Origin of the sequence: Sphingomonas sp. CD22 (genome assembly GCF_034556155.1) — a bacterium.
GTDB lineage: Bacteria > Pseudomonadota > Alphaproteobacteria > Sphingomonadales > Sphingomonadaceae > Sphingomonas.
Genome location: NZ_JAYDYX010000006.1, coordinates 219792 through 232913, shown reverse-complemented (window position 1 = coordinate 232913; position 13122 = coordinate 219792). Strand labels below are relative to the sequence as shown.

The 13122-nt window shown below is 71.1% G+C and carries 10 protein-coding genes; 7 read left to right on the top strand and 3 right to left on the bottom strand.

The window, feature by feature from the left end; translation table 11 throughout:
• Window positions 1-2: 2 nt before the first annotated feature.
• From SFC76_RS13595 to SFC76_RS13565, 7 genes are all read left to right on the top strand, one after another.
• Window positions 3-626, top strand: coding sequence for an urea amidolyase associated protein UAAP2 (locus tag SFC76_RS13595; RefSeq protein ID WP_322849964.1), 624 nt, complete (start codon window positions 3-5; stop codon window positions 624-626).
• Entirely contained in the window at window positions 626-4249 is a 3624-nt protein-coding gene (gene uca, locus SFC76_RS13590; protein ID WP_322849963.1) for an urea carboxylase, read from the top strand. The genes SFC76_RS13595 and uca overlap by 1 nt, the downstream gene beginning before the upstream one ends.
• Window positions 4246-6030 (top strand): allophanate hydrolase, encoded by a 1785-nt coding sequence (gene atzF, locus SFC76_RS13585; protein WP_322849962.1) that lies wholly within the window; start codon window positions 4246-4248, stop codon window positions 6028-6030. Before uca ends, atzF begins: the two co-directional genes overlap by 4 nt.
• Window positions 6027-7445: an ATP-binding protein gene (locus SFC76_RS13580; protein WP_322849961.1), complete on the top strand. Its 1419-nt coding sequence runs from the start codon at window positions 6027-6029 to the stop codon at window positions 7443-7445. Before atzF ends, SFC76_RS13580 begins: the two co-directional genes overlap by 4 nt.
• Window positions 7432-8361: a DNA-binding response regulator gene (locus SFC76_RS13575; protein ID WP_322849960.1), complete on the top strand. Its 930-nt coding sequence runs from the start codon at window positions 7432-7434 to the stop codon at window positions 8359-8361. Before SFC76_RS13580 ends, SFC76_RS13575 begins: the two co-directional genes overlap by 14 nt.
• A gap of 14 nt (window positions 8362-8375) precedes the next feature.
• Window positions 8376-9980: a sulfotransferase gene (locus tag SFC76_RS13570; RefSeq protein WP_322849959.1), complete on the top strand. Its 1605-nt coding sequence runs from the start codon at window positions 8376-8378 to the stop codon at window positions 9978-9980.
• 116 nt (window positions 9981-10096) lie between these two features.
• Window positions 10097-11053, top strand: coding sequence for a YncE family protein (locus SFC76_RS13565; protein WP_322849958.1), 957 nt, complete (start codon window positions 10097-10099; stop codon window positions 11051-11053).
• Between the two features lie 273 nt (window positions 11054-11326).
• Here the strand turns inward: SFC76_RS13565 and SFC76_RS13560 are convergent, their stop codons facing one another.
• The 3 genes from SFC76_RS13560 to SFC76_RS13550 form a co-directional block, all read right to left on the bottom strand.
• Complete coding sequence (locus SFC76_RS13560; protein ID WP_322849957.1) at window positions 11327-12223, bottom strand: MBL fold metallo-hydrolase; 897 nt, start codon at window positions 12221-12223, stop codon at window positions 11327-11329.
• A gap of 83 nt (window positions 12224-12306) precedes the next feature.
• On the bottom strand, window positions 12307-12639 hold the full coding sequence (locus SFC76_RS13555; RefSeq protein ID WP_322849956.1) for a UrcA family protein: 333 nt from the start codon (window positions 12637-12639) through the stop codon (window positions 12307-12309).
• Between the two features lie 97 nt (window positions 12640-12736).
• Window positions 12737-13111 carry a hypothetical protein gene (locus SFC76_RS13550; RefSeq protein WP_322849955.1) on the bottom strand — a complete coding sequence of 125 codons (375 nt, stop codon included), beginning with the start codon at window positions 13109-13111 and terminating at the stop codon, window positions 12737-12739.
• Between the last annotated feature and the right edge of the window lie 11 nt (window positions 13112-13122).

Here is a 13122-nt window from a genome sequence, read left to right as displayed (position 1 = left end):
TGATGACCACTTTCCCCCTGTCCGGCACCATCCGCCATGACGAGATCGTACCGGCGCGCGCGCCCTGGCTGCACCGCATCGCCGCCGGCGAGACGCTGCGCATCATCGATCTTGAGGGCAACCAGGCGGTCGATTTCCTCATCTACGCCGCCGACGACGACGCCGAACGCTACAGCGCGCAGGACACGATCGCCGCGCAGCGCAACCTGTTCCTGCGCACCGGCACCGTGCTGCTGTCCAACGAGGGGCGGCCGATGATGACGATCGTCGCCAGCGACGTCGCCTATCACGACACGATCGGCGGTGCCTGTTCGTGCGAATCGAACACGTTGCGCTACGGCCACCACACCAAGGCGCAGCACAGCTGCGTCGACAATTTCCTCGACGCCAACGGCCGCGCCGGGCGCGGCAAGCGCGACATGGTGTCCAACATCAACTTCTTCATGAACGTGCCGGTCGAGGCGGACGGGACGCTAGGGATCGTCGACGGCATCTCCGCCCCCGGCCTCGGCGTCGACCTACGCGCCGAGATGGATGTCGTCGTCGTCGTCTCCAACTGCCCGCAGATCAACAATCCGTGCAACGGCTTCAACCCGACGCCGGTGCGCATGCAGGTGGCCGGCTGATGTTCGCCAGGGTCCTGGTCGCCAATCGCGGCGCGATCGCCTGCCGCATCATCCGCACGCTGAAGGCGATGGGGGTGGGATCGGTCGCCGTGTTCAGCGATGCCGACGCCGGTTCCGCGCACGTCGCGCAGGCCGACGTCGCGGTCCGTATCGGCCCGGCACCGGCGGCGGAAAGCTATCTCGACGTCGCGGCGATCCTCGCCGCGGCGGAGGCGACCGGCGCGGACGCGATCCACCCCGGCTACGGCTTCCTGTCGGAGAACACCGCCTTCGCCGAAGCCTGCGCCGCGCGCGGCATCGTCTTCATCGGGCCGACGCCGGAGAATATCCGCGCCTTCGGCCTCAAGCACACCGCGCGCGCGCTCGCCGCGGCGCAGGGCGTGCCCCTCGCGCCGGGGACCGATCTGCTCCGCGACGCGGGCGCGGCGATCGCGGCGGCGGCGGAGATCGGCTATCCGGTGATCCTCAAGGCGACCGCGGGTGGCGGCGGCATCGGCATGAAGGTGTGCGCCGACGAAGCCGATATCCGCGACGGCTTCGCCACCGTCGCGCGGCTCGGCGCGGGCAATTTCGGCGATGGCGGCGTGTTCCTGGAACGCTATGTCGCGCAGGCCCGCCATATCGAGGTGCAGGTGTTCGGCGACGGCGCCGGCCATGTCGTCGCGCTCGGCGAGCGCGACTGTTCGCTCCAGCGCCGCAACCAGAAAGTGGTCGAGGAAACCCCCGCGCCGCTGCTGCCCGAGGCGACGCGCCGGGCACTGATCGACGCCGCGGTGCGGCTCACCGCCGCCGCGCACTATCGCTCGGCGGGAACGGTCGAATTCCTCTACGACGCGCAGCGCGACGATTTCTTCTTCCTCGAGGTCAACACGCGGCTGCAGGTCGAGCATGGCGTCACCGAACAGGTGACCGGCGTCGATCTGGTCGCATGGATGGTGCGCGGCGCGGCGGGCGATTTCGGCTTCCTCGACGGCTTCGTCGCCAAGCCCGAGGGCGCCTCGATCCAGGTCCGCCTCTATGCCGAGGACCCTGCGCAGGACTATCGCCCCAGTTCGGGCCGGCTGGTCGGCGTGTACTTCCCCGAGGGGCCGCGGGTCGACAGCTGGATCGCCGCGGGGACCGAGGTGTCGGCCTGGTACGATCCGATGCTCGCCAAGCTGATCGTCACCGCGCCGACGCGAGAGGCGGCGGTGGCGGCGATCCAGGACGCGCTCGACCGGACCAGCATCGCGGGGATCGAGACCAACCTCGACTGGCTGCGCACGGTGGTGCGCTCCCCCGTCTTCACCAGCGGCGCGGTGTCGACCCGGGCGCTGGCGGACATCGCCTATCACCCGCGCACGATCCGCGTGCTCGCCGGCGGCGCCGCGACCACGGTGCAGGATCATCCCGGCCGCCTGCACCTGTGGAGCGTCGGCGTGCCCCCGTCGGGGCCGATGGACGCGCTCGCTTTCCGGCTCGGCAACCGGCTGCTCGGCAATGCCGACGATGCCGCGGGGCTTGAGATCACAGCGGCCGGCCCGACGCTGCTGTTCAATGCCGCGACGCGGCTCTGCCTGACCGGCGCCGATTTCGGCGCGAGCATCGCCGGTCGGCCGGTGCGCTGCTACGAGCCCGTCGACATCGCCGCGGGCGAGACGCTCAAGATCGGCCGCGTCACCGGCGGCGGGATGCGCGGCTATATCGCGGTCGCGGGCGGGCTCGACGTGCCGCTGTTCCTCGGCAGCCGCAGCGCCTTCACGCTCGGCGAGTTCGGCGGTCATGCCGGGCGCGCGGTGATGACCGGCGACACGCTCCATCTCGCCCGCGCCGATCCGCCCGCATCGGTGGCGTGGGCGGCGCTGGCGCCGGCGGACCGGCCGGCGATCACGCGCGACTGGACGCTCGACGTGCTCTACGGCCCGCACGGCGCGCCCGATTTCTTCACCGCCGACGATATCGCGATGCTGCGCGCCACCGCCTGGAAGGTGCATTACAATTCCAACCGCACCGGGGTGCGCCTGCTCGGCCCCAAGCCGCACTGGGCGCGCAAGGACGGCGGCGAGGCGGGGCTGCACCCGTCCAACATCCACGACAATGCCTATGCGATCGGCGCGGTCGACTTCACCGGCGACATGCCGATCATCCTCGGCCCCGACGGCCCGTCGCTCGGCGGCTTCGTCTGCCCGTTCGTCGTCGCGCAGGCGGATCTGTGGAAGGTCGGCCAGCTGGCGCCCGGCGACACCGTGCGCTTCGTGCCGGTCGACAATGCTACCGCGGTGGCGGCGGAGCAGGCGCAGGACCGGCTGGTCGCCACGCTCGCGGCCGCACCCGCCGATCCCGACGGGGCGGGCGGGACGGCGGATGCGCTGGGCTCGCCGATCCTCCACGCGATCGACGCGCAGGGCGTTCGCCCGGCGGTGACCTATCGCCAGCAGGGCGACCGCAACCTGCTGGTGGAATATGGTCCGATCGTCCTCGACCTTGAGCTGAGGCTGCGCGTCCACGCGCTGATGCTGGAGATCGAGACGATGGGCCTGCCCGGGATCGTCGACGTCACCCCCGGCATCCGCTCGCTGCAGATCCATTACGACAGCCGGCAGTTGTCGCAGGCCGCTTTGATCGCGGCGCTGGTCGCCGCCGAGGAGCGGCTGGGCGGGCTCGACGATTTCGAGATACCCTCGCGCGTCGTCCATCTGCCGTTGTCGTGGAAAGACCCGGCGATCTATCAGACGATCGACAAATATATGGAATCGGTGCGCGACGATGCGCCCTGGTGCCCCGACAACATCGAATTCATCCGCCGCGTGAACGGCCTCGCCAGCATCGACGAGGTCGAGCGGATCGTCTTCGACGCCGAATATCTGGTGATGGGGCTGGGCGACGTCTATCTCGGCGCGCCCGTCGCCACGCCGATCGATCCGCGCCACCGGCTGGTCACCACCAAATACAATCCGGCGCGCACCTGGACCCCGCCCAACGTCGTCGGCATCGGCGGCGCCTATATGTGCATCTACGGCATGGAAGGGCCGGGCGGGTATCAATTGTTCGGCCGCACCATTCAGGTGTGGAACGCCTGGCGACAGACCGACGCCTTCCGCGACGGCAAGCCGTGGCTGCTGCGCTTCTTCGATCGCATCCGCTTCTTCCCGGTCAGCCACGACGAACTGACCGAATGGCGGCGCGATTTCCCGCTCGGCCGCCGCGCGATCCGGATCGAGGAGGAGGTGTTCCGCCTGTCCGACTATCGCGCCTTCCTCGCCGAGAACGACGCGGCGATCGCCGCCTTCCAGGCGCAGCGGCAGGCGGCGTTCGACGACGAACGCGCGGCGTGGGAGCGTAGCGGCGAGTTCGACCGGGTCGCCGCGCTCACCGAGGAAGCCGATACCGGCACCGCCGCGGCGGAGATCGCGATCCCCGAGGGCTGCGAACTGGTCGAGGCGCCATTCGGCGGCAGCCTGTGGAAGCTGCTGGTCGCCGACGGCACCAGCGTGACCGCCGGCGAGACGATCGCGATCATCGAGGCGATGAAGATGGAATCCCCCGTGGTCAGCCCCGTCACCGGCATTGTGCGCGCGGTATATGTGCAGGAAAAGCAGTCGCTTGCCCCCGGCGGGGCGATGCTGGCGGTGGAGGTGGCATGATCGACGGACCATTTGGGGTCGGCGCCGTCGCCGCGGCGGTGGCATCGGGCGAGACCAATGCGGTCGCGGTCGCGCGCGCGGCGCTGGCGCGCGTCGCGGCCTATGCCGCGATCCAGCCCGCGGTGTGGATCACGCGGCTGGCCGAGCCCGCCGTGCTGGCCGCGGCGGCGGCGGTCGATGCCCGGATCGCGGCGGGCGAGACGCTGCCGCTGGCGGGCGTGCCGTTCGCGATCAAGGACAATATCGACCTCGCCGGCGTGCCGACGACCGCGGCCTGTCCCGACTTCGCTTATGTGCCGGACGCGTCGGCGGAGGTGGTGGCGCGGCTGGTGGCGGCCGGTGCGGTGCCGATCGGCAAGACCAACCTCGACCAGTTCGCGACCGGGCTCAACGGCACGCGCAGCCCTTATGGCGCGCCGGCCTGCGTGTTCAATCGCGCCTTTGTCAGCGGCGGGTCCAGCTCGGGTTCGGCGGTGGCGGTCGCGGCGGGGCTGGTCGCCTTCGCGCTCGGCACCGATACCGCCGGCTCGGGGCGCGTGCCCGCCGCGTTCAACGGGCTGGTCGGGATGAAGCCCACCAAGGGCCGGTGGAGCACCGGCGGGCTGGTCCCGGCCTGCCGCACGCTCGACTGCATCACCGTGCTCACCCACGACATCGCCGACGCGCGTGCGGTGGATGCGGTGGTCGCCGGTTTCGACGCCGCCGATCCCTATTCCCGCCCGTGCGAGGACCGTGCGGTCGTGCCCCGCCGGATCGGCGTGCCGCCGCCGGACCAGCGCCTGTTCCTCGGCGATACCGCCGCGGCGGACTTGTACGAGCGCGCGCTGGCGACGCTCGCCGCCGATGGTGCCGAACTGGTCGAGATCGATATGGCGCCGCTGCGCGAGGCGGCGATGCTGCTCTACGGCGGTCCCTGGGTGGCGGAGCGGACTGCCGCCGCGCAGCCGCTGCTCGACGAGCGGCCGGAGGCGATCGATCCGACGGTGCGCGCGATCATGGCCGGCGGGCGCACGGTGACCGGGGTCGAGGTGTTCGAGGGGCAGTATCGCCTCGCCGCATTGCAGCGCCGTGCCGAGGCGATGTGGCGCGACGTCGACCTGCTCGCGCTGCCGACGACGCCGACGATCTACCGTATCGCCGAGATGCGCGCCGCGCCGGTCGCGCTCAACAGCAACCTTGGCCTCTACACCAATTTCGTCAATCTGCTCGACATGGCGGCGCTCGCGCTGCCCGCCGGCTGGCGCGACAATCGCACCGGTTTCGGCATCACGCTGATCGCGCCGGCATGGACCGATCGCAGCCTGCTCGACGCGGGCGAGGCGTTCGTCGCCGCCGCCGCGCTTCCCCCGCCACCGCCCCTGACCATCGAGGACCCTATGGAAACCGTGAAGCTCGCCGTCGTCGGCGCCCATCTCGAAGGCATGCCGCTGCACTGGCAATTGACCTCGCGCGCGGCGCGGCTGGTCGCCGCCACCACCACCGCGCCGACCTATCGCCTCTATGCGATGGCGAACACCACGCCACCCAAGCCGGCGCTGATCCACGACGCCGGCGGCGCCGCGATCGCGGTGGAGGTGTACGAACTCGACGTCGCCGCATTCGGCAGCTTCGTGGTCGAGGTGCCGGCGCCGCTCGCGATCGGGTCGGTGACGCTCGCCGACGGGTCGGTGGTCAAGGGCTTCGTCGCCGAGCCGCGCGCGATCGACGGTGCGCAGGACATCACCGCGCTGGGCGGCTGGCGCGCCTATATCGACGGCCTCGCGCGTCCGGGGGGATCATGACCGCCGCGGATGCCCCCGATCCGGCGCTGGTCGCCGAGCTCGACCGCGCCAAGGCCGCGAACGAGGCGAAGACGCGCTATCTCGTCGCGGTCAGCCACGAGATCCGCTCGCCGCTGAACGTGATCTACGGCTATGCGCAATTGCTCGAGCGCGATTCCGGCATCTCCGGCGCCGAGGCGGGCACGATCATCCGCCGCTCGGCCGAGCATGTCACCAACCTCGTCGAGGGGCTGCTCGAAATCTCGCGGATCGAGAGCGGCGTGCTGACGATCCGCACCGACCTGGTCGATATCCGCGGGCTGCTCCAGCAGGTCATCGACATGTTCCGGATGCAGGCGGCGGCGAAGGGACTGGCGCTGACGCTGGCGATCGATCCGCGGCTGCCCGATCAGGTCAAGGCGGACGAGAAGCGGCTGCGCCAGATCCTGATCAACCTCGTCGCCAATGCGATCAAATACACGCCGGCGGGCAGCGTCGCGGTCACCGTCGGCTATCGCAGCCAGGTCGCGGACATCACCGTCCGCGATACCGGCATCGGCATCGCCGCGGCGGATCTGGAGCGGATCTTCGCGCCGTTCGACCGCGGCAGCTCGGCGGAGGCGCAGCGCCAGCCGGGGATCGGCCTCGGCCTCGCGATCACGCGGGTGCTCGCCAGCATCTTGGGCGGCGACATCGCGGTGACGAGCACGCCGGGCGCCGGCAGCGCCTTCCGCTTCAGGGTGATGCTGCCCGCACCGGTGTTCGCCGGCCGGGGCGCGACGCAGGGGGTCGCGATCACCGGCTATCAGGGGCCGCGGCGCACCGTGCTGGCGATCGACGACGACCCGGCGCAGCGCGCCATCCTCGGCACGTTGCTCGGTGCCCTGGGTTTCGTCGTCGAGACCGCGGCGGACGGTCACGACGGCCTCGCGCTGGCCGGCCGGATCGCGCCCGACATCGTCCTGCTCGACATCCAGATGCCGGGGATCAGCGGGTGGGAGGTCGCCGCCCGCCTCCGCGCCGATCATGGCGACGCGTTGCGAATCGTCATGGTCTCGGCGGACGCGCATGAGGTCGACGCGCGCGGCGACGGGCGCGACGCCCACGATGCGTTCGTGACCAAGCCGGTCGAGTTCAACGCGCTCGTCGCGCTGATCGGCGCGCAGCTCGACCTGCGGTGGGAGGAAGCCGCGGTGGCGCCGCCTCCACCGGCGCAGGCAGCGCCGTCCGGGCCGCTGCCGCGTGCGGCGGGGCCGCTGCTCGATGCGGTGCGCGCGCGGGCCGAGGTGGGGCATGTGCGCGGCGTCGAACAGGCGATCGACGCGCTCGACCGGGCGGTGCCCGCCGCCGCGCCGCTGGTCGCGACGCTGCGCCGCCAGCTCGCCGACTTCGACCTGCGCTCGCTACTGACGACGATCGACGATGCCGCATCCTGACCCCGTCGCGGCGGTGCGGCCGGTGATCCTGGTCGTCGACGACACGCCCGAGGCGCTGCGTTTTCTCACGATCACGCTGGAAGGCGCGGGCATGAGCGTGCTGGTCGCGATCGACGGGCTGGCCGCGCTCGACCTGCTGAAGACGGTCACGCCCGACCTCGTGCTGATGGACGCGGTCATGCCGCGGCTCGACGGGTTCGAGACGACGCAGCGGATCAAGGACCAGCCCGCCTTCCGCCACCTGCCGATCATCTTCATGACCGGGCTGACCGAGACCGAGCATGTCGTGCGCGGCCTCTCCGTCGGCGGCGTCGATTTCGTCGCCAAGCCGATCGTCGTCGATGAATTGCTGGCGCGCATCCGCGTCCACCTCGCCACCGCGCGCGTCGCGCAGGGCAGCCAGCTCGCGCTCGACGTCAGCGGGCGGCCGGCGCTCGCCGTCGACGGGGCGGGGGCGCCGCAATGGCTGACCCCGGCGGCGAGCAAGATGCTCGAGCGGCTGTTCCCCGACTGGTCCGCCGCCGCCGGCGCCTTGCCCGATCCCGTCCGCGCGGCGCTGCACGCGTTGCAGGCGAGCGCGCCGACGCCGGGCGCACGGATCACCGTCGCGGCGGGCGAACGGACGCTCGAAGCGGGCCTGTTGCGCTGCACCGCCGCCGACCAATGGGTCTTCCGCCTCGCCGAGCGGCACGAAGGCGAGGAGAAAGCGATGCTCGCCGCGCAGCACGGCCTGACCTCGCGTGAGGCCGAGGTGCTGCTGTGGATCAGCCGCGGCAAGCAGAACCGCGAGATCAGCGAGATCCTGCAGATCAGCCCGCGCACCGTGAACAAGCATCTCGAACAGATATTCGAGAAGATGGGGGTGGAGAATCGCGCGTCGGCGACGGCGATCGCGGTCACCACCCTGACGCGCTAGGGAGGGCGCAGCCGATGACGTCGCCACCCCCGCCGCCGCCCCCACCCCCACACCCGTCCGCACGCGCCGCGACGATCCGCGCCGCGCTCGCCCGCGGCGAAACCGCCGCCGCCTTCGACGCCGCCACCCGCTGGCGTACCGCCGCGCCGCATGCGGCGGAGGCGCATTTCCTCGCCGGCATCGCCGCCGCGCTGCTCGGCAAGGTGACGATCGGCATCCAGCTGGTCGAGGACGCGGTCGGCCGCGATGGCCAGGGCGAATATCACGCCCAGCTCGCCCGCCTGTACACGCTGGTGCGCCGCGACGCGGACGCCGCGCGCGCGCTTCGTGCCGCTGAGGCCTCGCCGCCCGCCGACGCGCTGGGGCGGGATACGATCGGGTGCGTCTATGCGCGGCTCGGCGACCACGCCGCCTCGCTGCCGCATTTCGCCGCGGCGGTGCGGCTCGAACCGGCGAACACCGCCTTCCGCTACAATCACGCCGCCGCGCTGAGTTTCGTCGGCGAGCAGGACGCGGCGGAGGAGGAATTGGAGGCGTTGCTCGCGCGCGCCCCCGCCGATGCGCGCGCGCACCATCTGCTCGCCGGGCTGCGGCGGCAGACGCCGGCGCGCAACCACGTCGATCGGCTCGCCGCGACACGCCGGGCGGCGCGCGCACCGCGCGACCGGCTGCTGCTGGGCTATGCGCTCGCCAAGGAACTCGACGATCTCGCCGATCCCGTCGCGGCCTTCGCGACGCTCGCCGACGCCAATGCCGAACATCGCGCCCGGCTGCCGTATCGCTTCGCCGACGACGCGGCGAATTTCGATGCGATGGAAACCGCCTGGTCGCGCATCGCCGCCGCCGCGGTGACGAACGCGCCGACCGCCGCACCGATCTTCATCGTCGGCATGCCGCGGACGGGGACGACGCTGGTCGATCGCATCCTGTCGTCGCACCCCGACGTCGAGAGCGCCGGCGAACTCCAGGCGATGCCGCTCGCGGTGAAGGCGGCGGCGGGCACGCGCAGCCGTACCGTGCTCGATCCCGAGACGATCGCGGCGGCCGCCGGCGCCGATCCGGCCGCCATCGGCCGCGACTATCTCGCCCGCGCGGCGGCGCACGTCTCCGGCGTCCGGCCGCGGTTCGTCGATAAATTTCCGGGCAATTTCCTGTATGTCGGCATGATCGCCCGCTCATTGCCGGACGCCGCCATCGTCTGCCTGCGTCGCAATCCGATGGACACGATCCTCGCCAATTTCCGCAACCTGTTCGCGATCGGCTCGCGTTATTACGACTATAGCTACGATTTGCTCGACATCGCGGCTTATTACCAGCGCTTCGATGGGATGATGACGCTGTGGCGCACGGCGCTCCCCGGACGCGTGCTGGAACTCGGCTACGAGGCATTGGTCGCCAATCAGGAGCAGGAGACGCGTCGCCTGCTCGATCATTGCGGGCTGGACTGGTCCGACGCCTGCCTCGATTTCCACGCCAATGCCGCGCCGGTCTCGACGCCGAGCGCCGCGCAGGTCCGCCGGCCGCTATACCGGGACGCGGTCGATCGCTGGCGGCGCCATGCCGACGCGCTGGCTCCCGCACGCGCCTTCCTCGCGCAGCATGGCATCGTCGTCGAATGACGCGGCGATCCGCGAGCCCGCGTACGTCATTTGCCCACCTGTGCGGACGGTCGCCCGCCTTATCGTCCGGAATGCTGTCGGCCGCGGGGGGCGCCGATCTGGCGGGGCGGAATGCGATGAAGACGATCATGCCGAAGATCGGGCCGAAGATCAGGAGGGCGGTCGCCGCGGCGATCGCCGCCGGCCTGACGTTGACTCCGGCGGTGGCGGCGACGCCCGACGCGCGCGTACTGGCCGTCCCGGGCTTCGCCGATTTCCTCGCGGTCGACGGCAAGAGCGTGTGGGCGACCAACGTCGGCCGGGTCGAACGTTGGTCGTTGCACGGCAAGCACGCCGCGGTCGCGATGGCGCATCCCTGCGGCGCGATGACGATCGCCTTCGGGTCGTTGTGGGTGGCGGATTGCAAGGACCTGACGCTCAACCGCATCGACCTCAAGACCGCCGCGATCACCGCGGTGATCGCCACCGGCATCGCCAACCCCAAGGGCGAACTGAACGTCGTCGCCGGTGCCGGCTCGATCTGGGTGGCGAGCGATGCGGGCGGCACGATCGCGCGGGTCAGCCCGGCGACCAACGCGGTGACCGTGTCGATCCGGGCCAATCCGGGAAGCTTCTATCTCGCGTTCGGGATGGGCGCCTTATGGGCGGTCAGCGGCGTCGGCCAAAGCCTCCAGAAGATCGATCCCGCCACCAACGGCGTCGTCGCGACCGTCGCGCTCGGCCGCGAGCCCGGCTTCCTCGCGGTGGGGGAGGGCGCGGTCTGGGTCCAGGAGCAGGGCGACGGCACCGTCGCGCGGATCGATCCCGCCACGGCTCGGGTGTCCGGCCGGGTCAAGGTGGACGAGACGCTCAAATACGGCGACATCGATACCGGCGGCGGCAAGGTGTGGCTGCGCACCACCGCCGGCCAGACCTTCGTCGTCATCGATCCCGCGACGCTGGCGATCAAGGCACGCGTCGGCGCCGCCGCGGGCAGCGGCGCGCTACGCTATACCCGCGCCGGCGTGTGGACGAGCGCACATGACGCGCACACGCTGTCGTGGTGGAAGAAGCCGGGCAAGATCGGCGACTGACGCGGGTCGCGCGGAACGAGCCTGCTGGAAGTCGGTCCGACTTACGTCACCTTGTACCCCGGCGGACGCCGGGGCCCAGTTGGGTGAAGGTTTGTAATGACTTACAACGGCCTTCCCAACTGGACCGGCCTTCGCTGGGGTACGTCGGGTGTTTTGTAGAGGTCTTGATCAACTCCGGGGCGAAGGACCGAAGGTGTCGTAGATCAGCCGTGTGCGGAACCGCAGAGGCCGTGCGCTCGGGTGCGAGCCCGATCGCCCCGTGGCGCCCACCGCTCACGCCGGTCGGGGAGCCACCGGGTAGAGGATGAAGTCGGCGTGGCGATCGATCGCGGGTGGCGACGGTGCCGCGGTCACCGCCTTGTCGAGCTCTCCGATCGCGCTCGTGGGCAGCGCCAGCCGGTGTTCGGCGGGGTGCGCCGCGGCCTGCATCGGATAATCGCGGCCGGGGGTGGTGGTCATCTCGATATGCGCGCCAAGCAGCGCGCGGATCGGGTGCGTCCGGGCGAAGGCGGCGAGCCGGTGCGCGCTCGCCCGGAAGGCGTCGAAACGATCGCGCGGCACGTAGAGCCGGCCGGGGTACAGCATGTCGCCCGAGAACAGCAGCCGCGTACGCGCGTCATAGATCATGATGTGCGCCGGCTCGTGTCCCGGCGTCGGCACGATGTCGAGCCTGCGGCCGCCCAGATCGTAATGGCCGATCCCCCGCGGCCAGTCGGCGACGGCGAAGGCTGCGGCGACCGCTGCGGGGTCGAGCCCGACGATCTCGGTGTCGGGGCGGTCGCGGAATTCCTCGTCGCCGGCATGATGGTCGCCATGGCCGTGCGAATGCGCGACGATCAGGCGGACCGGCCGGCTGCCGTGTCCGGCGATCAGCCGATCGATCGTCGGGCGCAGGCTGACCCCGCCCGCGCCGCTGTCGATCAGCAGCGCGCGCTCGCGACCGAACAGCAGGTAGAGGAACGGCGCCTCGAAATTGGTCTGCACCGACTGGCGGATGACGAACGTGTCGGCGTCGATGCGCTGGACCTGCACCGCGGGTTCGTGCGGCGAGGTGCCGTCGATCCACGGCGCGAAGCGCGGGCCGACGTCGACCGGCGCGGCGCCGGTGACGCACACCGCGGCGAACAGGACCGCGACCGCGCGGCGAACGTCGGGAAGGCAGCGTTTCATCCCGCCAGCCTAGGCGGGCCGGCATGCCCGGCCATACGGCGTTTGACGGAGCCGCCGCATGCCGCGACCGCTCCGTCGAAGCGTCAGCGCATGGCGAGCTGCGTACCGCGATCGGTGGCGCGCGCCGCCGTCGCCGCGGCGATGCGGGTGCGCATGTCGGCGATCACGTCGGCGCGGCAACCGCGCGCCTGTGCGCCCAGCGCCAGATGGATGCTGCTCATCTTCTCGCCGCACACGGTGTTCGCCACCTGATCCATGCGGATCGCGAGGCGCTGCTGGCCGTCGACGGTGGTGAGATCGATGCCGCGCAGGTTGAGCACCGCGCTATCGGCCGAAAAGGGATTGTTGCCGGCTGGCGCGGCGAGCGCCGGGGTGGCCGCCAGAATTGCGGCAAGGGCCGCTGCACCGATCTTCATCGTCATCTCCTGCATATGTCACCCATCGCTCTTCCGGCGACGCGGGTTGCAGGAATGTAGGAGGCGCCGGGGACGTCCACAAGCGCACGCGGAAAGGTCAGTGCGCGCGCACCTCCAGCGCGGCGAGTTCCAGCCGGCTGCCGAGCGCTCCGGGCGGCAGGATCGCGGTCTCGATATGCTCGGTGCCGGCATCGTCATCGGCGAGCGTCACCGCGAGCGTATCGCCGCGCGCGATCCGCCAGCTGCGGGCGGTCGACAGCGGCACCGTGATCCGCCAGGCGCGCGCGCCCTCGACGGCGAGCCTGTGCCCGTCGATCCGCACTGCGACGGTGGCGCGGGCACGATGGCCCGACAGGCGCAGGCAGGTGTCGGCGCCGCAGTGCACCAAAGTCGCACTGGGCGATTGCCTCGCCAGCGCGGGGGAGGGCGCCAGCGCCAGGATCGTCGCAAACAGGATAGCTCGGGTCGCCATGGCATTGGGGT

Excerpts from the sequence above, each read along its gene's own strand:
- SFC76_RS13595 (WP_322849964.1), top strand. The coding sequence starts at position 3 with ATGACCACTTTCCCCCTGTCCGGCACCATCCGCCATGACGAGATCGTA.
- uca (WP_322849963.1), top strand. The coding sequence starts at position 626 with ATGTTCGCCAGGGTCCTGGTCGCCAATCGCGGCGCGATCGCCTGCCGC.
- atzF (WP_322849962.1), top strand. The coding sequence starts at position 4,246 with ATGATCGACGGACCATTTGGGGTCGGCGCCGTCGCCGCGGCGGTGGCA.
- SFC76_RS13580 (WP_322849961.1), top strand. The coding sequence starts at position 6,027 with ATGACCGCCGCGGATGCCCCCGATCCGGCGCTGGTCGCCGAGCTCGAC.
- SFC76_RS13575 (WP_322849960.1), top strand. The coding sequence starts at position 7,432 with ATGCCGCATCCTGACCCCGTCGCGGCGGTGCGGCCGGTGATCCTGGTC.
- SFC76_RS13570 (WP_322849959.1), top strand. The coding sequence starts at position 8,376 with ATGACGTCGCCACCCCCGCCGCCGCCCCCACCCCCACACCCGTCCGCA.
- SFC76_RS13565 (WP_322849958.1), top strand. The coding sequence starts at position 10,097 with ATGAAGACGATCATGCCGAAGATCGGGCCGAAGATCAGGAGGGCGGTC.
- SFC76_RS13560 (WP_322849957.1), bottom strand. The coding sequence starts at position 12,223 with ATGAAACGCTGCCTTCCCGACGTTCGCCGCGCGGTCGCGGTCCTGTTC.
- SFC76_RS13555 (WP_322849956.1), bottom strand. The coding sequence starts at position 12,639 with ATGAAGATCGGTGCAGCGGCCCTTGCCGCAATTCTGGCGGCCACCCCG.
- SFC76_RS13550 (WP_322849955.1), bottom strand. The coding sequence starts at position 13,111 with ATGGCGACCCGAGCTATCCTGTTTGCGACGATCCTGGCGCTGGCGCCC.